This is a genomic window from Polymorphospora rubra, from assembly GCF_018324255.1.
In the GTDB taxonomy this organism is placed as follows: domain Bacteria; phylum Actinomycetota; class Actinomycetes; order Mycobacteriales; family Micromonosporaceae; genus Polymorphospora; species Polymorphospora rubra.
In genome coordinates, this window is sequence record NZ_AP023359.1 from 2,291,206 (window position 1) to 2,311,733 (window position 20,528).

Here is a 20,528-nt window from a genome sequence, read left to right on the forward strand (position 1 = left end):
CACGGTCGGGGGGCCGCCGCTAACATCCGGTGCCGGACCCGACACGAATCGAAAGGTCTTGTCATGCCCGGCCGCACAGCCCGCGCCGCACTGGCCGGCGCGGCCCTCGGTACGACCCTGTTCTCGCCCCTGGCGCTGCCAGCGCCCGCCGCCCTCGCGGCGCCGCACTGTGCCACCCCGCCCGCGCCCGGCGAGGTGGCGACGGAGGTGCCCTGGGCCCAGCTGCGTTTCGCCCCCGAACGCCTCGCGCCCCTGGCAACCGGGGCGGGCGTGACCGTCGCCGTGATCGACTCCGGCGTCGACCGGCATCACCCGCAGCTGAGGGACCGGGTGGTGGGCGGCGTCGACCGCCTCGACCCCGGGGACGGCCGGCGGGACTGTGCGGGGCACGGCACGGCCGTCGCGAGCCTCATCGCGGCCGCCCCGCGCGACGATGTGCCGTTCCGCGGTCTGGCTCCCGGCGCGACGATCCTGCCGGTACGGGTCAGCGAGCAGCAGATCGTCGACGGCGAGCAGTCGGGACGTACGGTCGGCGTCGGGCAGTTCGCCGGGGCCATCCGGTGGGCGACCGACAACGGCGCCGAGGTTCTGAATCTGTCCGTGGTGCTCTATCGCGACGATCCAGCCGTGCGTGCCGCGATCGCCTACGCGGTCGCCAGGGACGTGGTGGTCGTCGCCGCCGCGGGCAACCTGCACGACGACGGTGATCCGCTCCCCTATCCGGCCGCCTACGACGGGGTGCTCGGGGTGGGCGCGATCGCGGCTGACGGCCGCCGCGCCCCGTTCTCCCAGACCGGCAGCTACGTGGACGTGGCCGCGCCCGGTGCCGGGGTGCTCGCCGCGGTGCCGGGTGGCGGCCACCGGCGCCAGGACGGCACGAGTTACGCAGCCCCGTTCGTGGCCGCCACCGCGGCGCTGGTCCGGGAGTACCGGCCGGACCTGTCTGCTGTGGAGGTGGCCGAGCGGATCGTCGCCACGGCCGACCCGGCCCCCGCCGGCGACGGGGCGGACGGTCACGGCGCCGGAATCGTCAATCCGCACCGTGCGGTCACCGAGACCGGCGCGGCCGGGTGGGAGCCGGCGCCGGTCGTGCTTCCGGGCGCCACCGCGGATCCGGCCACCGTCGGAGAGCGGGGGCGGCGCGACCGGGCCCGGGATCGGGCGGTGCTGTTCGCCGGGGTGGGCGGCACGGCGGCGGTGACGGCTCTGCTGGTGGCGGTCGTGCTGCCTCGCGGTCGCCGACGACGCTGGCGCCCCGCGGGCCCGCCCGCCTGACGACGCCCGGCCCGCCCGCCCGACAACGGTCAGGGCAGGCGGGCCGGCCCCGGCGGCTAGCTGAAGAGTTCGGCCGCCCGCCGGTCGGTGGCCAGGTAGTCGGCGGCGGAGTCGTCCAGGGCGACCTTGATCTCCCTGAGCATCGCCCGCAGCTCGGCGGACGACGTCCGCCACCGGTCCTGGCGGATCTGGTAGGCCTGGCTCGCCTCGCCGTCCCACTTGGCGACCAGCGGAGCGGCGTCACGTTCGAGCTGGTCGAGCTGTGCGCCCAGGGTGTTGAGCGCCTTCTGGATGTCGGCACTGGCCTGCTGCATCTGGCCGAACCTGACCACCAGCACTTCGTCGTTGCGCATCGGGCGTCCCTCCCCGGGTCAGAGCGGCAGGGTCAGGCCGCGGTTGGTGTTGGCTATCCGGCCCGCCGCCTCGGCGTCGACGGCCTCGTATCGCTGGCCGGCGGTGCGGATGCCGGCGGCGGTCTCGCGCAGCGCCCGCTGGAGCGTTTCCTGGTTCTGTGTCCATTGCTGTTTGACCTGTTCGAAGGAGCGGCCGCCGGCACCCTGCCAGGCGGTCTGCAACACCTCCAGGTCAGCCTTGAGTCCGTTGAGCATGCTGCGCAACGATTCCTCGACCTGCTCGAACCTGTCCGCGGTCTGTCGCATCACCGCGGCCTCTGCCTGTGTCTGCGTCATCCGTAACCCCCGTTCCCGAACGCTCAGCGGCTCCCGTGCCATCCAAAGTGGATCGACACGCGTCTCGTCGCTGACGGTAGTCGGACGGAAGCAAGTGCGATAGCCATCGCCGCCAGCCTGTGGATAACCCTCGAAGCAGCCGACTAGCGCACGGTGGCCGCCGCCCGGGCGGCCTCGGGGTCGAGCGCAGCCCCGGCCGGCACCAGCGCCACCAGGTTCGCCGGCAGGCGCTGTGGGCGTACGGCGCCCAACCCGAGCACGGCGAGAACGTCCACACCCGACACCGTGTGGCGCAGACCGAGGTCGGTGACGATCGAGATCGCACCCGCGGCGCCCGGTGCCGCCGTCGCCTCGACGACCGCGCCCCGACCGGGCACCACCACCACGTGGTCGGCGAGTGCGGCTCCGTGATCCGACCGGGCGCCGGTCGCCACGGATTCCCCGACCGCCAGGGTGGTGACGCCGACGCGTACCTCGGCACCCCCGGCGTCGTCGCGCACGATGCCACAGGTGGCACCGGATCCGGCGTCGACCAGCCGGGGCGTGGTGGCCGGTGGCGCGGCGTCGCCGGTGGGCACCAGGTCCGCAATCCGGGGAAGGCCGGCGAACCGCCCCTGCGACAACTCCGTCGGGCGGTCCTGGCCGAGTGCGGTGAGCAGCAGGTCTGCCTGCACCTGGGTGATGCCCGCGAGGCCGCCGCGACCGGCGACGGCGTACTGCCGGCCGCCGTCCTGGCTGGCGACCACGAAGACCTCGCCGACCCGGGCACCGGGCAACTCCGTGACCGATTGTCCATGATCGACGATCCGGATCCCGGCCAGGTCTGCCCCGACCGGCAGGGCGTTGAGCAGAGCCGGCGCCAGGGGAACGGGCCGCACCCCGGTCCAGCCGAGGGCGGTCAGCACCAGGGTTTCGTCGCGTACCAGGTGCCGGCGGTCGTGCCGGACCAGGTGCAGGGAGCCGTCCGGGTGCCGGCCGAGCACGGCACGGTCGTCCAGCGGCACGCCGCCCGGCGGTGCGGCCCCGACCAGCAGCGCCGACCGGGGCGCCGGGCGCCCGTCCCCACCGGCCGGCATCGAGCACACCGCCCACGGTGCCGCCGACAACCGGTCGGCGGCCGGCAGCGAATCGGGCGCGCCGGTGATGCCGAGCGGCACCCCACGCGGCACCCCCTCGATCGACCGGCGGGAGACCAGGACCGTTTTCGGCTCGGTCGAGCCGACGATGAGCAGTGCGGAAGCGTAGTTGAGGACCAGGTGGAGCTTTTCCGCCCGGAAGACGTAGCGGGCGCCGGACTCCTTCTCGACGATCACCGCGGCCGGATCACGCCAGTTGGCGCCCCCACCGGCGACCACTCCGTACACGGCCACCCCACCCAACGCGATCAGTGCGATGAGGACACTGGCCAGCGTCGCCCCGACGACCCGCCGGAAGGGCGAATGCGCCGGATCGGTCTCCCGCATGACGAGCACCGACACGACCCGCTGGACCATGAACTGGTACGAGTGCAGCTGGTCCTGCCGCGACGACGGCATCGGGCCCCCTCCCACTCGGTCCGGCCAATACGATAGGCCACCAAGCCACTACCGAACGCCCCGTCGACACATCGTCCACAGGGGAGTAACGGACGGGTGCCGGTGCCGACGTACGGGAGGCCATCGCGGTGACCACGACCGTCCCGGACGACCGGCCGGCACCGCCCGTCAGGGCACCCGCCGGCCGGCGCCGGCCGATCGGCGTACGGGCCGGGCAGGTGGTCGCCGCGCAGGCGGCGGTCGCCCTGGTCGTCGCCGCCGCGGGAAGTGGGCCGATCGCCCTGACCGGCGCGGTGCTGGCCGCCACCGTGCTCACCGTCACCGCCTGGGTACGGGTGGACCACCGCTGGGCGTACGAATGGTTCGCGGTCGCCGTCCGGTACGCGACCCGTAACCGCGCCACCGGTGGCGCACCCCGGCCGGTGGACGTGCTCGGGCTGGTCGCGCCGGGCGCCGAACTGATCGCCACCGACCTCGGCGGGGAGCGCGTCGGGATCGTCGCCGACGCCGAAGGGCTCACCGCTGTTCTCGCCCTGGACGAGCCGGCCCGGGTGCTCGCCGATCCACCCCGACCGCTGCCGAACCCGGCGGGCCTGTTGCCGCCGGCCGGCGACGACTCCCCGCCGGTGCGGGTCCAACTGCTGATCACCGCGTCGCCGGCACCCCGGCCGGGTACGGATGGTCCGGCCGCGTCGTACCGGCGGTTGACCGACGGCCGGGTGCCCGGCACGACCCGGGCACTCCTCGCGGTACGGGTGCTACGGGCCGAGGGCTGGTCCGACGACGACCTGCGGCGCACCCTGTCCAGCCAGGTGCGCCGGCTCCGGCGTCGACTCGCCCCGGTGCCGGTCCGGCCGCTGCCCGCCGAGGCGGTGTCGCCCGTGCTCGCCGAACTGGCCCACCTCGACGGTGCCGGACCGACGGAGACCTGGCCTGCGGTGTCGGCCGGCGGGCTGGTGCAGGCGACGTTCCGGGTGCGCCGGTGGCCCGCCCCCGACGTTCCGGCCACCCGCCGGCTCCTACCCGGGCTGCTGGGCCTGCCGGTGGCGGCGAGCACCGTCTCGGTCGGCGCCGGGCCGCGTCCCGCCGACGCCACCGACGCCCTCCCGGCGGAGCTTGCGGTACGGCTCGCCGCGAACTCCCCCGCCGACCTGTCCGCGGCGACGCGGCTGCTGCACGAACTGCTCGCGACCGGCGGGGCACGGGCAGACCGGCTCGACGGAGAGCACCTGCCGGGCCTCGCCGCGACCCTGCCGCTGTGCGGCCCCGGCGCGGGTCGGCCCCCGCAGCCGGTCGCGTCCGGTGTCCTCGACGGGCTCGTGTTGCCGGTCGGCGGCGCCGGGCTCGTGTTGGGCGCCGACCGGCACGGCGCCCCGGTGATCGCCCGCGTGTTCCGGGCCGAACCGACCCTGGTGCTGGTGGTCGGCGGGCTCTTCGCGGCCCGGTTGGTCACGCTGCGTGCGCTGGCGCTGGGCGCCCGGGTCGTCGTACGGACCGACCGGGGCCGGGCCTGGGAGCCGTTCGTACGCGGGGTCGGCGCGCCGGACGGGGCGGTGACGCTGGTCCCGGCCGGGCAGCCGGTCGGCGGCCCACCGGCAGCACCGCTGCGCCCTTTGCTGGTCGTGTTCGACAGCGCCGTGGTCGTCGGCGAGGCGGCGCCCACGAGCGCCTGGACGACCAGCCTGGTGGTCCGTGACGAGATCGCCCCGGCGGACACCGGGGCACTGACCGCCGCCGACCTCGTCCTGCTCCAACGGCTGCGGCCGGACGAGGCGGCCCTGGTCGGGCCAGCGCTCGGCCTGGGCGCCTCGGCGGACTGGTTGCCACGGATCCGGACGGACATGATCGGCGTCGTCGACCGGCCCCGGCTGCTCTGGGCGCGGCTGTCACCGACCCCGGCCGAGGCCGGCATGACCGGCCCGCCGGCCGGGCGGTGAAACCGCGACCTGCGATGTCCGACCCGACGCGGGTCGGGACGAAGATCGACGACATGGCACGATCCTGCGCATGTCTCTCGTGAAAGGCATCGTCATCCGGCTGGCCAGCACCGCCCTGGCCTTCTGGCTCGCCACGCTGCTGATCCCCGGTATCCACCTGAACACCGGGTCGATCGGCGAGGCGGTGGTCGCGCTGCTGCTGGTTTCGGTCATCTTCGGTCTGGTCAACGCCGTGTTGCAGCCGGTCATCAAGACCATCGGTTGCGCTTTCTACCTGCTCACCCTCGGCCTGATCGCGCTGGTGGTCAACGGCCTGCTGTTCCTGCTCACCAGCTGGATCGCCGGTCAGCTGGACCTGCCGTTCCATGTCGAAAACTTCTGGCCCTCGGCCGTACTCGGCGCGCTTCTCGTCGGCGTGGTGACCTGGGTACTCGGGCTGATCCTGGACCGCGACTGACCTCTCGACCAGGGCCGGGACGGCGCCCGCGGGCGGACACCGCGACCGGGACCACAACGGGGTGATCAGCCCGCGCCGGCCGGCCCGGCGCCGGCTACCGTCGGGGCGTGCTGACGATCACCCGGGGCGATGGTTACGAGCTTTCCGACGACCCCCGCCGGATCGACGTCGACCGGGTCCACCGATGGTTGTCCACCGAGTCGTACTGGGCCAAGGACCGGGACCGGCCCCTGGTCGCCCGCTCGATCATGGGGTCGACGGTCTTCGCCGTCTACCGGCCGACCGACCGGGTCCAGGTCGCGTTCGCCCGGGTGGTGACCGACGGCGCCACCTTCGCCTGGCTGTGCGACGTGTTCGTCGACGGTGCCGAGCGTGGGCGTGGGCTGGGTACGTGGTTGGTGTCGACCGCCCGCGACGAACTCGCCGCCCGGGGCGTACGCCGGATCCTGCTGGCCACCGTCGACGCTCACGGGGTGTACGGCAGGCTCGGTTTCGAGGCGCTACCCAACCCGGAGCGCTGGATGCAACTCGACCAGCGTGACCAGGAGTGACGGCAGTCACCGGCAAGGCCCAGAAGCCGTTCGACCCCTTACGGTGAGGGCATGAGCAAGCGGGTCCGAGTGGGCACATGACCGAGCGGAGCGAGGGCATCAGCCAGCTCGGTACCAGTCATGCGGCCACGCAGCGCAGCGGAGGGGTCGCATGACCGAGCGGAGCGAGGTGGACGCGTGACCGAGCTGCGCCGGGGTTACCTGTACGGCTTCGTGGCGTACCTGCTCTGGGGTTTCTTCCCGCTGTACATCAAGCTGCTGCGGCCGGCCGGTCCGGTGGAGATCCTGGCCCACCGGGTCGTCTGGTCGGTCGTGTTCGTCGCGCTGGTGCTGGCCGTACTGCGCAACTGGTCGTTCGTGCTGCCGCTGCTGCGCCGGCCGGCCGCGGTCGCCGGCGTCCTGATCGCCGCCACGTTGATCGCCGTCAACTGGGGCACGTACATCTACGGGGTCAACAGCGGGCGGGTCGTGGAGACGTCGCTCGGCTACTTCATCACCCCGCTGGTGGTCGTGCTGCTCGGGGTCACCGTGCTGCGCGAACGGCTGCGGGTGGCGCAGTGGGTGGCGCTCGGGCTCGGCACGGTCGCCGTGGCGGTGCTGACGTACGACTACGGCCGGCTGCCGTACGTCGCGCTGATCCTGGCCCTGTCCTTCGCCGCGTACAGCCTGACGAAGAAGCGGCTGGCGCTGCCGGCCGCGGAGGGGATGTTCGTCGAGTCGGCGGTGCTCGCCCTGCCGGCCGTGACCTACCTGGCCTGGCTGAGTTGGCAGGGCGGGGCGGCGTTCGGCCAGGTCTCGGTGACGCACACGACGCTGCTGGTGCTCGCCGGCGCGGCCACCGCGATCCCGTTGCTGCTCTTCGCCGGGGCGGCGAACCGGCTGCCGCTCACCGCGCTGGGGATCCTGCAGTACATCGCGCCGATCCTCCAGTTCGCGATCGGCGTCCTGGTCTTCCACGAGCCGATGCCGCCGGCCCGGATCGGCGGGTTCGCCCTGGTGTGGGGTGCCCTGGTGCTGTTCACCTTCGACGGCCTGCGACACGCCCGCAGTCGCCGGATCGCGCGGGTGCGGGCCGCCGCGGCCGAGCCGGTCGCCACCGCCGCACCGCACTGACCGGCCGCGCCGCGGCGGCTACGGCACGTCGTACGCCAGCAGCGGGGTGCCGTCGTACCTGGTCAGTTCGATCCGGACCAGTTCGTCGGCGGAGAACCGGGTCGCCCCGGTGAACGTGACGTCGTCGCCGGGTGCTGCCCGCCACGAGCCGACCTGCTCCGACGCCCCGTCCGGCCCGTACGCGACCAGCCGGAACGTGTACGCCTTCGCGTAGCTGCCGGTCTGTGCGTACGCGCACCGCATGACGACCTCGGTGCCCCAGGTCGCCCCGTTGAGGCCGATCTCGGCGGTCACCGGTACCGACCCCTGCACCGGCTCCATGGTCACCGTACGGATCTGGAAGTCGGTGCCGGCCGGCCCGGCGGGGGTGCGCAGCGACCCGACGCCCAGGCCGACGAAGAGGGCCAGGCAGCCGGCGACGAGGGCCACGCCCGCGTACCGCCAGCGCCGTCGGGCCCGGTTCCGCCGGCGCAGGGTGGCGGCCTCGGCGAGCAGGGTCGCGACCTGTGGCCCGGTGGACGGCGGGCCGGCCACCCGGTCCAGGCCGGCCTGGTCGAGCCGGCCGAGCAGCCCCGGCAGTACGGCGATCTCGCCGACCGCCTCCCGGCAGGCCGGACAGCCGGCGAGGTGGCGCTCGTACCGCTCCCGCTCCGCGGGGGACAGCGCACCGAGCACGTATGCGCCGTCGTCGTGCGCGAACTCGCAGCTCATGACATCACCCCGCGGGCCCGTACCGGGTGCCGCCCGCCGTGGCCGCTCACCGGGTCACTCCCATCTCTTCGAGTACCAGCCGCAGCGAACGCAGTGCGTAGTGCGTGCGGGACTTGACCGTGCCCGGCGGGATGCCCAGGCGGGCGGCCGCCTCGTTGACCGAGCGGCCCTGGTAGAAGCACTCGACGAGGACGTCCCGGTGGGCCGGCGAGAGGCGGGCGAGCGCCTCGGCGACCGTCCACGCCTCCACCGCCCGGTCGGCTTCGTCGACGGTCGGCGGCGGCTCCGGCACCTCGTCGGTCACCACCTCGCCGCCCCGGGCGGTGCGGCGCCGCCAGGCGTCGATGGCGAGGTTGCGGGCGGTGGTGAAGAGCCAGCCGCGGACCGGGCCGCGGCTGGGGTCGAGCGCCTCCGGATGCCGCCAGGCCCGCAGCAGCGTCTCCTGCACCAGGTCCTCGGCCCGCTGCCGGTCGCCGCCGGTGAGCCGCAGGGCGTGCGCGAGCAGCGCGTCGGCGTGTTCGTCGTGCAGCGCGCGCAGCAGCTGGGCGTCCCGGTCGGTGATCGCTCCTCCTCGGCTCGCTCGCGGACAGGTCCTCCGCAATAGTGCACGCAAGCCCGTCACCAGCGGTTCATCGCAGGACCGGCGGTCCGGTCGGCGTATCGACGCAGGTGTTCATCCGGGGTTCACCGAGCGGCCGGTCCCCGCTCACGGCGTCCTCTTAGCGTCCGGCACGCACGCATCCCCGTCCCGACCAGGCCCCACCCCCGACGGGATGTGTCCCGACCAGCTAGGAGGCCCATTTCCATGAGTGACCGACGCCGGCTCCTGCCGCTGCTCGGCCAGGCCGTCCACGGCAGCCGCAGCGCGATGACCTGTCTCTACCGCTGCGGAAACGCCTGCGACCACCCGGTGCCCAACGAATCGGACAACCCCTACTTCACGGACGTGGTCAACTCCGGCATGTCGCGCCGGGGCGTCGTACGGGCCAGCGCCGTCGGCGCGCTCGTGCTGGGTGTCGGCGGCGCGACCGGTGGCGCGCTGCTGGGCGCGGCCCCGGCCGCCGCCACCCCGCCCGGGCCGGACCTGGCGGCGCTGACGCCGAACCGGCCGAGGTCCGGCAACGGTGCGCTCACCTTCAAGCCGATCCCGCCGAACCGGCTGGACACGTTCGTCGTGCCCAACGGCTACGACCACTCGGTCGTCATCCGCTGGGGTGACCCGGTGGTGCCGGGCGCGCCCGAGTTCGACGTCAACGACCAGACGGCGGCGAAGCAGTCGGTGCAGTTCGGCTACAACAACGACTACGTCGGCATCCTGCCGCTGCACCAGCACAACAAGCACGCCCTGCTGGTGGTCAACCACGAGTACACCAACGAGAACCTGATGTTCCCGGGGTTCACCACCTTCGACGCGATGACGCTGGAGCAGATCAAGGTCGCGATCGCGGCGCACGGCATGACCGTGATCGAGCTGGCCCGGGTCGAGGAGACCGGCGAGTGGGTCGTCGCGACCAAGGGCAAGCGGCCGTACAACCGGCGGCTGACGGCGCTCGAGACGCCGTTCGCCTTCACCGGCCCGGCCGCCGGGTCGGATCTGCTGAAGACGGCCGCCGACCCGAAGGGCCGCACCGCGATCGGCACGCTGAACAACTGCGCCGGCGGCGTCACCCCGTGGGGCACCGTGCTTTCCGGCGAGGAGAACTTCAACCAGTACTTCGTCGGTGGTGACGGGGTGCCGGAGGCGGTCAAGCCGAAGCTCGCCCGGTACGGCATCAGCACCACCACCCGCTACCCGAGCGACAGCCGCAAGTGGGACCGGGTGGACGAGCGCTTCGACCTGGCGAAGCACCCCAACGAGGCCAACCGCTTCGGCTGGATCGTCGAGGTCGACCCGTACGACCTCAAGGGGGCCAGCGCAAGCACACCGCGTTGGGCCGCTTCAAGCACGAGGGCGCGAACGTGATCGTGGCCAAGGACGGCCACGTGGTCGCCTACATGGGTGACGACGAGCGGTTCGACTACCTCTACAAGTTCGTGTCGGACAAGAAGTTCATCGACGACAACTCGACGGTGGCCCGTAAGCACAACCTGACGCTGCTGGAGTCGGGCACGCTCTACGTCGCCAAGCTGGACTCCACCAGCGCCGACGAGATCGACGGTTCGGGCAAGCTGCCGTCGGACGGTGCCTTCAACGGCACCGGTACGTGGATCAAGCTGGTCCGGGGCAACACCTCGTACGTGCCGGGGATGACCGCGGCCGAGGTGCTGACCTTCACCCGGCTCGCCGGTGACGCGGTCGGTGCGACCAAGATGGACCGGCCGGAGGACGTGGAGCCGAGCCTGCTGACCGGCAAGATCTACGTGGCGCTGACCAACAACACCAACCGGGGTGTGGGCAGCAACCCGAAGGCCGACGAGGCGAACCCGCGCAACGCCAACCGGCACGGGCACATCGTGGAGCTGGTCGAGGACCGCGGCGACAACACGGCGGAGACCTTCACCTGGTCGATCCCGATCGTCTGCGGCGACCCGACCGACCCGTCGACCTACTTCGCCGGGTACGACAAGACGAAGGTGTCGCCGATCTCCTGCCCGGACAACGTCGCGTTCGACGGCGCCGGCAACCTGTGGATCTCGACCGACGGCAACGCGCTGGGCAGCAACGACGGCCTTTTCGCCACGGCGATCGAGGGACCGGAGCGGGGGCACCTCAAGCAGTTCCTGACCGTGCCGCTCGGTGCGGAGACCTGTGGGCCGTTCATCACGACCGACAACCGGTCGGTGTTCGTGGCTGTCCAGCACCCGGGCGAGATCTCCGGTGCCTCGCTGGAGGAGCCGGCGTCGAACTGGCCGGACGGCGACTTCGCCAAGCCGGGCGTCGTGGTCACCTGGCGGCTCGACGGGGGAGAGATCGGCAGCTGACCGGGCATTTTCCTGCGGCGCCCCGTACACCGCTGGTGTGCGGGGCGCCGTGCTGTGTCAGGGGTCGCTGTTGAGGGCGTCGGCGATCGACCGGGCGGCGGTCAGCAGGCGGGTCCGGACGACCCGGGCAGAGGTCATCATCTCCGCCGCCGGCAGCGCGCAGGCCAGCACCACCCGGCGTTCCATGTCCTTGTCGGGGGTCACCAGCACCGCCGCGCAGGCGACGCCCTGACGGAACTGGCCCATCTCCAACTGCATGCCCCGGCGGTCACCGGCCGCAAGGTCGGCCTCGATCGCGTCGACCGCGACCAGGGTGTTGGGTGTGAACGGTCGCATGCCGTACTCGCGCAGGTAGCGGAATCGCTGGTCGACGCTGAGGGTGGCGAGCAGGGCCTTGCCGAGCGCGGTCGCGTGCGCCCCCTCGTCGAATCCGGGCACCAGGTCTTCCAGGTACGGCGACCGGGCGCCCTCGGCACCGGCGGTGATCGCCACCTGGCCGCCGACGAAGCGGCCGAGGTAGTGGCTGTAGCCGCTGTCCAGGGCCGTACGACGAAGCACCTCGCCGACGGTCGCCGGCCCGCGGAAGGCGGTCACCAGTTCGCGGTAACGGTCGGCGACCTCAAGGCCGACGATGTAGGTGCCGTCCTCACGTCTGATCACGTAGCCCTCGTAGGCGAGCGTGCGCACCAGGTGGTAAGTGGTGGCCACGGTCAGCTCGCAGCGTCGGGCGATCTGTTTGACGGTCAGGCCCTTGGGGGCACGCCCGACCGCCTCCAGCACTCGCAGCGCACGCGAGACGCTACGGATCAGGTCTGACGGTTCTGCCAGGGGGTCGCGCACAACCACCTCCGCTAACCAAGGAGTTACACCATATGAAAAAGACCAGTCCTGCGGAATGCCCATTCGGATCGAGCGACCCGGATGTACAGAGACTTTAGGTAGTGCATCCGATACGTACTGTTCGTACAGTCGGCACTCGAAGCCGGATCACCCGCCCCCAGGGGCGCCCGACGCGTCGTCCGGAACGGCACCCGGGTACCGCAAGATCGGGCAAGCGGTTACGCACCGGCACCGAACATCGGCTTCCGGCCGACCGTTTTCCGCCGCCCGCACGGGTGGCACCCAATGGCATTGAACTGCTAATTCATCACCCAGCGGGGCGCGGCGGCAGCCGACTCGGCGCCGCTTGCGCAGGCACACCGACAAAGGTGGAACGCGGTCATACAGAGATCCCGGACCGGGCACATGGGCCGTACGGGCAGCGAATCGATCTGGGCAACAGCCATGCCATTAGCCCTATTTGCCCGTTCAATCGCCACACGAATGAAGAGACGAATTCCGTTGGGCATCCGACAGTTCCGTGACGACCGGCTGACCACCGGCCGAGATCACGGTTACCTAGCTGGTGCGGTCGGCGATGAAATCGCAGAGCGACTCGAGCGCCCGACGCGGCGAGCCGTCCGGCAACACCATCAGCCGGGACCGGGCCTCCTCGGCGTACGACCGCACCGTCTCCCGGGCCCGCTTGAGCGCCGGCGACTCACGCAGCAGTGTGAGCGCCTCGGCGTGCAGGTCGTCGTCGGTCACCGCGCCGGCGCTGAGGATCTCCCGCAGCCGCACCGAAGCGGCGTCCCGGTCGTCGGAGGCCAACGCGTAGAGGACCGGGAGCGTCGGCACGCCCTCCCGCAGGTCGGTGCCGGGGGTCTTGCCCGACTGGGCCGACTCCGACGCGATGTCGAGCAGGTCGTCGGAGAGCTGGAACGCGACCCCGATCGTCTCGCCGTACCCGGCCAGGGCCTCCACGTGCGACGGCTCGGCCGCGCCGAACATCCCGCCGAACCGCGCGGACGTCGCGATCAACGACCCCGTCTTCTCCGCGATCACGTGCAGGTGGTGGGCCACCGGGTCGGCGCCGTCACGCGGACCGGTCGTCTCGGCGATCTGCCCGTGCACGAGCCGGGCGAAGGTGTGCGCCTGGAGCTGGACGGCCTCGGTGCCCAGTCCGGCCGCGATGGCCGACGCCCGCGCGAAGAGGTAGTCGCCGACCAGAATCGCGACCGAGTTGGTCCAGCGGGAGTTCGCGCTGGGCGCACCGCGCCGCACGGACGCCTCGTCCATCACGTCGTCGTGGTAGAGCGTCGCCAGGTGGGTCAACTCCATGACCAGCGCCGCCGGCACGACCAGCGGCGCGTCAGGGTCGCCGAAATGCGCCCCGAGCGACACCAGCAGCGGACGGAACCGCTTGCCACCGGCCTCGACGAGGTGGCTGGCAGCCTCGGTGACGAACGGATCGGCGCTCTCGACACTCGCCCGCAACTCGGACTCGACCGTCGCCAACGTACGGAGGACCGATGCCTCGACCACCGGGTCGGCGAAGTCGACCCCGATCGAGGTCAGCGCCCCGCCGGCCGTGCCCGATCGTCCGCCAACCGTCCTCACCACGCCCCCAACGATGCCACATGCATCGAGTTGGGCCAGGTGCGGGGCTGCTGGCTGCGACGATCGGGCCGGTACGGCGTCATTGCACGAATTCGGCGGCGCTGTTGGTCAGGTCGAGCAACGGCGCCGGCGCGATCCCGAGCACCAGGGTCGCCACCACGCCGATCATCAGCGCGGCAGCGGTGAACGCGCCCGGGATCGACACCGTCGGCGTCGACTCACCCGGCTCGGACAGCCACATCATCACCACGACCCGCAGGTAGGGGAACGCGAGGATCATGCTGGTCAGCACACCCGCGATCACCAGCCAGCTCTGACCACCGTCGAGAGCCGCCCCGAACACCGCGAACTTGCTGGTGAACCCGCTGGTGAGCGGGATACCGGCGAAGGCCAGCAGGATGAACGTGAACGCACCGGCGAGCAGCGGTGAGCGCCGCCCGAGCCCCGCCCAGCGGGACAGGTGGGTCGCCTCGCCGTCCGCGTCCCGGACCAGGGTCAGCAGCCCGAACGCGGCGATGACCGTGAAGCCGTACGCGACCAGGTAGAACATCGTGCTCGACAGCCCGTCCTTGGTCAGCGCCAGGACGCCGACCAGCAGGTAGCCCGCGTTGGCCACCGACGAGTAGGCGAGCAGCCGCTTGAGGTCGGTCTGGGTCACCGCCAGCACCGCACCGACCAGCATGGTCAGGATCGCGATCGCGCCCAGCACCGGCGTGTAGTCCCAGGAGATCCCCTCGAGCGCCACGTACAGCACCCGCAGCAGACCACCGAAGGCCGCGACCTTGGTGCAGGCCGCCATGAACGCCGTGATCGACGTCGGGGCGCCCTGGTAGACGTCCGGCGTCCACACGTGGAACGGGGCGGCGGCGGCCTTGAACAGCAGACCGATGGCGACCATCGCGACACCGGCGAACAGCAGCACCGGGCTCGCGGTCGAGCTGCCCACCGCGGCGTGCACGGTGGCGAAGTCGACGCCGCCCGACGTGCCGTCCGGACCGGTGGCCACACCGGCGGTGAAGCCGTAGATCAGCGCGATGCCGAAGAGGAAGAAGCCGGAGGCGTACGCACCGAGCATGAAGTACTTCAGCGCGGCCTCCTGACTGAGCAGCCGCCGCCGACGGGCGAGCGCGCACAGCAGATAGAGCGGCAGCGAGAAGACCTCGAGCGCGATGAACATCGTCAGCAGGTCGTTCGCGGCGACGAAGACCATCATGCCGGCGATGGCGAACAGCGCCAGGGGGTAGACCTCGGTGGCCCCACCCTCCCGGGCGGCCTGGCGGCGGTCGGCCTCCGAGCCGGCGGTGATCGCCGCCTGGGCGACGAACGGGCCGCCGTGGTCCAGCGAGCGCTCGCCCATCAGCAGCAGCGCCATCAGCGCGAGGATGATGATCGCGCCCTGCAGGAACAGGGTCGGCCCGTCGATGGCCAGCGCCCCGCCCGCGGTGACGGTACGGGTGTCGAAGCCGACGATCACCATGACCAGCGCGCCGACGAGGGCGAGCAGCCCGAGCCCGAGTTGCACCCGGTGCCGGTGCTTACGGGGGAGGAACGCCTCGAGCAGTACGCCGAGACACGCGCCCGCGAACAGGATCAGGATCGGCGCAATGGCCGCATAGTCGATATCCGGGAGCTTGAGCTGATTCACCGGATGCTCCCTTCGTTCGCGACTGCGGGGCTCCGCTTCGCTGCACTCCTCGCGCTCACCGGCCGGCCTCCTGAACAGTGGCCACCGTCGGCGCCGGGTCGGTCTTGCCGACATCCTGCATCGTCGCCTGGATGGCGGGGTTGATGACGTCGGTGACCGGCTTCGGGTAGAAGCCGAGCAGCAGCAGGAGAAGGATCAGAGGCGTCACGACGACCTTCTCCCGCAGGTTCAGGTCACGGCGCATCCCCTCCACCCCGGACAGTGCCGGATTGAGGGTGCCCTGCGTCGTTCGTTGCACCATCCACAGCACGTATGCGGCGGCGAGGATGATGCCGGCCGTGGCGATGATGGCGACCGGTTTGTTGACCGTGAACGTGCCGATCAACACCAGGAACTCCGACACGAACGGCGCGGTGCCGGGCAGCGCCAGCGACGCCAGACCGGCGAAGAACAGCACCCCGGCGAGCACCGGCACCAGCTTGCCCGCGCCGCCGAAGTCGCTGACCAGCGCGGACCCGCGCCGGGCGACCAGCATGCCGACGACCAGGAAGAGCAGGCCGGTGGCGAGGCCGTGGTTGACCATGTAGAGCACCGCGCCGGTGCCGGCCTGGGTGGTGAACGCGAAGATGCCGACCCCGATGAAGCCGAAGTGGGCGATCGACGTGTAGGAGACCAGCCGCTTGAGGTCGTTCTGCCCGATGGCGAGCAGCGCCGCGTAGATGATGCCGATCACCGCGAGGGTCAGCGCGTACGGCGCGAACCACTTCGACGCCTCGGGGAACAGCGGCAGGCAGTAGCGCAGGATGCCGAAGGTGCCGACCTTGTCCATGACCCCGACGAGCAGTGCGGCCGAGCCGGCCGGGGCGGCGCCACCGGCGTCCGGCAGCCAGGTGTGGAACGGGAAGAACGGTGCCTTGATCGCGAACGCGATGAAGAAGCCGAGGAACAGCCACCGCTCGGTGCCGGTCGTCATGTCGATCTGGGTCAGGCTCTCCCAGTCGAAGGTGCGCCCGCCGACCACCCACAGGCCGATCACCGCGGCGAGCATGAAGAGGCCGCCGACCAGCGAGTAGAGGAAGAACTTCACCGCCGCGTACTGCCGCTGGTGCCCACCGAAGCTGCCGATGAGGAAGTACATCGGCACCAGCATGACCTCGAAGAACACGTAGAACAGGAAGATGTCGGCGGCGGCGAAGACGCCGATCATCGTGCACTCGAGCAGGAGCAGCAGCGCGAAGTAGACCGGCACCGACCGCTTCGACTTGTCGGCGTCGTGCCAGCTCGCCAGGATCACCAGCGGCACGAGCAGGGCGATCAGGGCCAGCATCACCAGCGCGATGCCGTCGGCGGCGAAGGTGAAGTTGACGCCCCAGTTGGGGATCCAGGGATACGACTCACGGAACTGGAGCCGGTCGCCGCCCACCTCGAACGACACCCACATGAACACGGCGAGCACGAACACGGCCAGCGACCAGCCGAGGGCGACCCGCTTGGCGAGCTCCGGCCGGCTGCGTGGCATGAACGCCACCACCACGGCACCGACCAGCGGAGCCGCTGTCAGCACGGAGAGGAAGGGGAAGTCAGCGGACATTATTCGGCCTTACCTCCGTTGTGAGCGCAAGGTCCGCCGACACTGGCGGGCTGTACCTGGTACGTCACGCCAACCACCCCAACTGCAGCGCGAGGAACGCCGCGACGACGACCACGGCGCCGGCGAGCATCGACATCGCGTACGACCGTACGAAGCCGGTCTGGAGCCGGCGCAGGCGACCCGATCCGCCGCCGATCGCGGCGGCGAGGCCGTTGACCGCACCGTCGATGCCCTTGTTGTCGAAGTAGACCAGGGCACGGGTGAGGAAGATGCCCGGCTTCTCGAAGACGACCTCGTTGAAGGCGTCGGCGTAGAGGTTGCGGCGGGCGGCGCTGACCAGCGGGCCGGCGGGCTGCTCCTGCAGGGCGGTGCCGTTGCGGAAGAGCATCCACGCCAGGCCGACACCGAGCACCGTGACCACGAGGGACAGTACGTTGATGACGGCGTGCGAGAGCACTCCGTGCGACTCGCCGTGCTCGCTGCCGAGGACCGGGGTCAGCCAGTCCGGCACCGACGATGCGAGCAGCGCACCGGCACCGACCGAGCCGACGGCGAGCAGCACCAGCGGGACCGTCATGACCGGCGGCGACTCGTGCGGGTGCTCGATCTCGTCGGTCCAGCGCTTCGGTCCGTGGAAGGTGAGCACGAACAGGCGGGTCATGTAGAAGGCGGTGAGGCCGGCACCGAGCAGGGCGGCGCCGCCGAAGAGCCAGGAGGTCCAGTCGCCGCGGTCGAACGCCGCCGCGATGATCGGCTCCTTGGAGAAGTAGCCGGACAGCGGCGGAAGGCCGATGATCGCCAGCCAGGCCAACCCGAAGGTGGCCCAGGTGATCTTCATGTACTTCCACAGCCCGCCGAAGCGCCGGATGTCGGTCTGGTCGTGCATCCCGTGCATGACCGAGCCGGCACCGAGGAAGAGGCCGGCCTTGAAGAAGCCGTGCGCGAGCAGGTGAATGATCGCCAGCGCGTACGCCGCGCCGCCGAGCCCGACGCCGAGGAACATGTAGCCGATCTGGGAGACCGTCGACCAGGCCAGGACCCGCTTGATGTCGTCCTTGGCGCAGCCGATGATGCAGCCGATCAGCAGGGTGAGCGCACCGATGCTGACCACCACCGTCTGGAGGGTGGTGTTGGCCGAGAAGATCGGGTTCGAGCGGGCGATCAGGTAGACGCCGGCGGTGACCATGGTCGCGGCGTGGATGAGCGCCGACACCGGGGTCGGGCCCTCCATCGCGTCCGGGAGCCAGGCCTGAAGCGGGAACTGGCCGGACTTTCCGGTCGCGCCGAGCAGGAGCAGCAGGCCCATCACCAGGACGGTGCCGGCGGCCAGGGCGCTGACGCCGTTGAAGACCTCGTCGTACTGGGTGGTCCCGAGGGTGGCGAACATGATGAAGATGGCGATGGCCAGACCGGCGTCACCGACCCGGTTCATCAGGAACGCCTTCTTGCCGGCGGTGGCCGCCGACGGCCGGTCATACCAGAACGAGATCAGCAGGTACGACGCGACACCGACGCCTTCCCAACCGACGTACAGCATCACGTAGTTGTTGCCGAGCACGAGCAGCAGCATCGCGGCGACGAAGAGGTTGAAGAAGGCGAAGAAACGCCGCCGTCCCTCGTCGTGCGACATGTACCCGACCGCGTAGATGTGGATCAGGAAGCCGACGCCGGTAATCAGCAGTACGAACACCGCGGACAGCGGGTCGAAGAGCAGACCGAAGTCGACGTTGAAGTTGCCGACCGCGATGAAGTCCCACAGGCTCAGCTCGACCGACTTGTTGTCCAGGCCACGGAGCTGGAAGAAATAGGTCAGCCCCAGCACGAAGGCGGCGCCGACGCTCGCCACGCCGAGCCAGTGCCCCCACCGGTCGGCCCGGCGGCCGAGCAGCAGGAGGATCGCCGCGCTCGCCAGCGGGATGGCCACCAGCAGCCACACGCTGCTCAACAGCCCCGTGGCTTGGGCGTACTCCACAGTCTCGTCCACTCGAGGGCCCCTTTAGTACTTCAGCAGGTTCGCGTCGTCGACGCTCGCCGAGCGTCGAGTACGGAAGATCGACATGATGATCGCCAACCCGACCACGACCTCGGCGGCGGCGACCACCATCACGAAGAACGCCATGATCTGACCGTTGAGGTCGCCGTTGATCCGGCTGAACGTGACCAGGCTCAGATTGGCGGCGTTGAGCATGAGCTCGACACACATGAACAGGACGATGGCGTTGCGCCGGATCAGCACCCCCACCGCGCCGATGGTGAACAGCACCGCCGACAGGATCAGGTAATGGTTCGGCGAGACGTCGAAGAAGCTCACTTCTCGGTCCCCTTCGGTGCGGTTTCGGAGGAGCTCAGCTCACGCACCGGCAGGATCCGCGGGATGCTCCGCTCGCTGAGCGTCCCGTCGGGCAGCCGGGCCGGGGTGGTGACCGACGACGACGTGGCGAAGACACCGGGACCGGGCTTCGGGCCCGGGTCGTTGCCGGGGGCGAAGCGGGCCTTCATCCGCTCGACCTGGGTGAGCCGCTCGCCCTTGCGCCGCTCGATGTGCGCGAGCACCATCGCGCCGACCGTCGCGACGATCAACAGCCCGCCGGACAGTTCGAAGACGATGACGTAGTCGGTGAAGAGCAGGGCGGCGATGCCCTGTACGTTGCCGTTCGCGTTCGCCTCGTCGAGGCCGACCGCCTCCACGCTGCCGAGTCCGCGGGCGAGGCCGGCACCGACGAGTGCGGCGAACCCGATGCCGAGCCCGACCGCGGCCAGCCGCTGCCCGCGTAGCGTCTCGATCAGCGAGTCGGACGAGTCCCGGCCGACGAGCATCAGCACGAAGAGGAACAGCATCATGATCGCGCCGGTGTAGACGATGATCTGCACCATGCCGATGAACGGCCCGGACTGGATTACGTAGAACGCCCCCAGGCAGAGCATGGTGACGACCAGCCACAGCGCCGAGTGGACGGCGTTGCGGGCCAGCACCATGCCGAATGCCCCGACCAGCGCCAGCGGTGCCAGCACCCAGAACGCGATCTGCTCACCGGTGGACACTCCGCCGGACGCCGCGAGCACCACCTGTGCGCTCGTCATTTGACCTCTCCAGTCGCTCCGGACCCGTCGACCGTGCCCGACTCCGACCAGGGCGCCCGTTCGGCGCCCGCCGAGGTGCCGGGGTTGGTCAGCGCACCGACGTAGTAGTCCTTCTCCGAGTCGCCGAGACGCATCGGGTGCGGCGGCTGCTCCATGCCGGGCAGGAGCGGCGCCAGGAGCTGTTCCTTGGTGAAGATCAGATCCTGGCGCGAGTCGCGGGCCAACTCGTATTCGTTGCTCATCGTCAGCGAACGGGTCGGGCACGCCTCGATGCACAGCCCGCAGAAGATGCAGCGGGCGTAGTTGATCTGGTAGATGCTGGCGTAGCGCTCACCCGGCGAGAAGCGCTCCTCCTCGGTGTTGTCGCCGCCCTCGACGTAGATCGCGTCGGCCGGGCAGGCCCAGGCGCACAGCTCGCAGCCGATGCACTTCTCCAGCCCGTCCGGGTGCCGGTTGAGGATGTGCCGGCCGTGGTAGCGCGGCGCCGAGACCGGCGGCTTGAACGGGTAGTCGGTGGTGATGACCTTCCGGAACATGTGGGAGAAGGTCACCCCGAAGCCCTTGATGGATCCGAAGGCCATC

The 20,528-nt window shown here is 71.0% G+C and carries 19 protein-coding genes and 1 pseudogene; 7 read left to right on the forward strand and 13 right to left on the reverse strand.

The genetic code is table 11. The features are described 5' to 3' along the window. Positions 1 to 63: 63 nt before the first annotated feature. The gene (gene mycP / locus Prubr_RS10575; protein WP_212824437.1) at positions 64 to 1,275 is read left to right on the forward strand and encodes a type VII secretion-associated serine protease mycosin; all 1,212 of its coding nucleotides are present in this window, start codon (positions 64 to 66) and stop codon (positions 1,273 to 1,275) included. Positions 1,276 to 1,331: 56 nt separating this feature from the next. Here the strand turns inward: mycP and Prubr_RS10580 are convergent, their stop codons facing one another. The 3 genes from Prubr_RS10580 to eccB form a co-directional block, all read right to left on the reverse strand. Further along, a complete protein-coding gene (locus Prubr_RS10580; RefSeq protein ID WP_212824439.1) occupies positions 1,332 to 1,628 on the reverse strand; it encodes a WXG100 family type VII secretion target in 297 nt (98 codons plus the stop codon). Positions 1,629 to 1,646: 18 nt separating this feature from the next. Continuing rightward, positions 1,647 to 1,964 (reverse strand): WXG100 family type VII secretion target, encoded by a 318-nt coding sequence (locus tag Prubr_RS10585; protein ID WP_212824441.1) that lies wholly within the window; start codon positions 1,962 to 1,964, stop codon positions 1,647 to 1,649. Positions 1,965 to 2,107: 143 nt separating this feature from the next. Then, positions 2,108 to 3,499, reverse strand: coding sequence for a type VII secretion protein EccB (eccB, locus tag Prubr_RS10590; protein ID WP_212824443.1), 1,392 nt, complete (start codon positions 3,497 to 3,499; stop codon positions 2,108 to 2,110). 128 nt (positions 3,500 to 3,627) lie between these two features. Between eccB and eccE the strand changes: the two genes are divergently transcribed. The 4 genes from eccE to rarD all read left to right on the forward strand — a co-directional run bounded on the left by eccE (position 3,628) and on the right by rarD (position 7,557). Then, positions 3,628 to 5,436 (forward strand): type VII secretion protein EccE, encoded by a 1,809-nt coding sequence (gene eccE / locus Prubr_RS10595; RefSeq protein WP_212824446.1) that lies wholly within the window; start codon positions 3,628 to 3,630, stop codon positions 5,434 to 5,436. Positions 5,437 to 5,506: 70 nt separating this feature from the next. Continuing rightward, positions 5,507 to 5,893 carry a phage holin family protein gene (locus Prubr_RS10600; protein ID WP_212824448.1) on the forward strand — a complete coding sequence of 129 codons (387 nt, stop codon included), beginning with the start codon at positions 5,507 to 5,509 and terminating at the stop codon, positions 5,891 to 5,893. A gap of 107 nt (positions 5,894 to 6,000) precedes the next feature. Beyond that, a complete protein-coding gene (locus Prubr_RS10605) occupies positions 6,001 to 6,444 on the forward strand; it encodes a GNAT family N-acetyltransferase (protein ID WP_212824450.1) in 444 nt (147 codons plus the stop codon). A 177-nt stretch (positions 6,445 to 6,621) separates the two neighbouring features. After that, on the forward strand, positions 6,622 to 7,557 hold the full coding sequence (gene rarD, locus Prubr_RS10610) for an EamA family transporter RarD (protein WP_246568540.1): 936 nt from the start codon (positions 6,622 to 6,624) through the stop codon (positions 7,555 to 7,557). A gap of 18 nt (positions 7,558 to 7,575) precedes the next feature. On the opposite strand, the gene Prubr_RS10615 is transcribed toward rarD, so the two are convergent. Together Prubr_RS10615 and Prubr_RS10620 are read right to left on the reverse strand one after the other, a co-directional pair. Continuing rightward, the gene (locus Prubr_RS10615; RefSeq protein WP_212824454.1) at positions 7,576 to 8,268 is read right to left on the reverse strand and encodes an anti-sigma factor family protein; all 693 of its coding nucleotides are present in this window, start codon (positions 8,266 to 8,268) and stop codon (positions 7,576 to 7,578) included. A gap of 46 nt (positions 8,269 to 8,314) precedes the next feature. Further along, the gene (locus Prubr_RS10620) at positions 8,315 to 8,869 is read right to left on the reverse strand and encodes a sigma-70 family RNA polymerase sigma factor (protein ID WP_425518002.1); all 555 of its coding nucleotides are present in this window, start codon (positions 8,867 to 8,869) and stop codon (positions 8,315 to 8,317) included. 204 nt (positions 8,870 to 9,073) lie between these two features. Between Prubr_RS10620 and Prubr_RS10625 the strand changes: the two are divergent. Continuing rightward, positions 9,074 to 11,190, forward strand: a pseudogene (locus Prubr_RS10625) (PhoX family protein). A gap of 57 nt (positions 11,191 to 11,247) precedes the next feature. Here Prubr_RS10625 and Prubr_RS10630 read toward each other — a convergent pair. Continuing rightward, a complete protein-coding gene (locus Prubr_RS10630) occupies positions 11,248 to 12,030 on the reverse strand; it encodes an IclR family transcriptional regulator (RefSeq protein WP_212824456.1) in 783 nt (260 codons plus the stop codon). A 55-nt stretch (positions 12,031 to 12,085) separates the two neighbouring features. On the opposite strand from Prubr_RS10630, the gene Prubr_RS38530 reads away from it, so the two are divergent. Beyond that, complete coding sequence (locus Prubr_RS38530; protein WP_485020589.1) at positions 12,086 to 12,325, forward strand: hypothetical protein; 240 nt, start codon at positions 12,086 to 12,088, stop codon at positions 12,323 to 12,325. Between the two features lie 263 nt (positions 12,326 to 12,588). Here Prubr_RS38530 and Prubr_RS10635 read toward each other — a convergent pair whose 3' ends face one another. The 7 genes from Prubr_RS10635 to nuoI all read right to left on the reverse strand — a co-directional run bounded on the left by Prubr_RS10635 (position 12,589) and on the right by nuoI (position 20,527). After that, complete coding sequence (locus tag Prubr_RS10635) at positions 12,589 to 13,644, reverse strand: polyprenyl synthetase family protein (protein ID WP_425518044.1); 1,056 nt, start codon at positions 13,642 to 13,644, stop codon at positions 12,589 to 12,591. Positions 13,645 to 13,708: 64 nt separating this feature from the next. Next, the gene (nuoN, locus tag Prubr_RS10640) at positions 13,709 to 15,274 is read right to left on the reverse strand and encodes an NADH-quinone oxidoreductase subunit NuoN (protein ID WP_212824460.1); all 1,566 of its coding nucleotides are present in this window, start codon (positions 15,272 to 15,274) and stop codon (positions 13,709 to 13,711) included. Between the two features lie 55 nt (positions 15,275 to 15,329). Continuing rightward, positions 15,330 to 16,865: an NADH-quinone oxidoreductase subunit M gene (locus Prubr_RS10645; protein WP_212824463.1), complete on the reverse strand. Its 1,536-nt coding sequence runs from the start codon at positions 16,863 to 16,865 to the stop codon at positions 15,330 to 15,332. A 64-nt stretch (positions 16,866 to 16,929) separates the two neighbouring features. Then, complete coding sequence (gene nuoL / locus Prubr_RS10650) at positions 16,930 to 18,849, reverse strand: NADH-quinone oxidoreductase subunit L (RefSeq protein WP_212824466.1); 1,920 nt, start codon at positions 18,847 to 18,849, stop codon at positions 16,930 to 16,932. Between the two features lie 12 nt (positions 18,850 to 18,861). Next, positions 18,862 to 19,176, reverse strand: coding sequence for an NADH-quinone oxidoreductase subunit NuoK (gene nuoK / locus Prubr_RS10655; RefSeq protein ID WP_212824468.1), 315 nt, complete (start codon positions 19,174 to 19,176; stop codon positions 18,862 to 18,864). Beyond that, complete coding sequence (locus Prubr_RS10660; protein ID WP_212824470.1) at positions 19,173 to 19,946, reverse strand: NADH-quinone oxidoreductase subunit J; 774 nt, start codon at positions 19,944 to 19,946, stop codon at positions 19,173 to 19,175. Before Prubr_RS10660 ends, nuoK begins: the two co-directional genes overlap by 4 nt. Continuing rightward, positions 19,943 to 20,527: an NADH-quinone oxidoreductase subunit NuoI gene (nuoI, locus tag Prubr_RS10665; protein WP_212824473.1), complete on the reverse strand. Its 585-nt coding sequence runs from the start codon at positions 20,525 to 20,527 to the stop codon at positions 19,943 to 19,945. The genes Prubr_RS10660 and nuoI overlap by 4 nt, the downstream gene beginning before the upstream one ends. Between the last annotated feature and the right edge of the window lies 1 nt (position 20,528).

Coding starts and splice junctions, on each gene's coding strand:
- mycP (WP_212824437.1), top strand. CDS start 64: ATGCCCGGCCGCACAGCCCGCGCCGCACTGGCCGGCGCGGCCCTCGGT.
- Prubr_RS10580 (WP_212824439.1), bottom strand. CDS start 1,628: ATGCGCAACGACGAAGTGCTGGTGGTCAGGTTCGGCCAGATGCAGCAG.
- Prubr_RS10585 (WP_212824441.1), bottom strand. CDS start 1,964: ATGACGCAGACACAGGCAGAGGCCGCGGTGATGCGACAGACCGCGGAC.
- eccB (WP_212824443.1), bottom strand. CDS start 3,499: ATGCCGTCGTCGCGGCAGGACCAGCTGCACTCGTACCAGTTCATGGTC.
- Prubr_RS10600 (WP_212824448.1), top strand. CDS start 5,507: ATGTCTCTCGTGAAAGGCATCGTCATCCGGCTGGCCAGCACCGCCCTG.
- Prubr_RS10615 (WP_212824454.1), bottom strand. CDS start 8,268: ATGAGCTGCGAGTTCGCGCACGACGACGGCGCATACGTGCTCGGTGCG.
- Prubr_RS38530 (WP_485020589.1), top strand. CDS start 12,086: ATGCCCATTCGGATCGAGCGACCCGGATGTACAGAGACTTTAGGTAGT.
- Prubr_RS10645 (WP_212824463.1), bottom strand. CDS start 16,865: ATGTCCGCTGACTTCCCCTTCCTCTCCGTGCTGACAGCGGCTCCGCTG.
- Prubr_RS10660 (WP_212824470.1), bottom strand. CDS start 19,946: ATGACGAGCGCACAGGTGGTGCTCGCGGCGTCCGGCGGAGTGTCCACC.
- nuoI (WP_212824473.1), bottom strand. CDS start 20,527: ATGGCCTTCGGATCCATCAAGGGCTTCGGGGTGACCTTCTCCCACATG.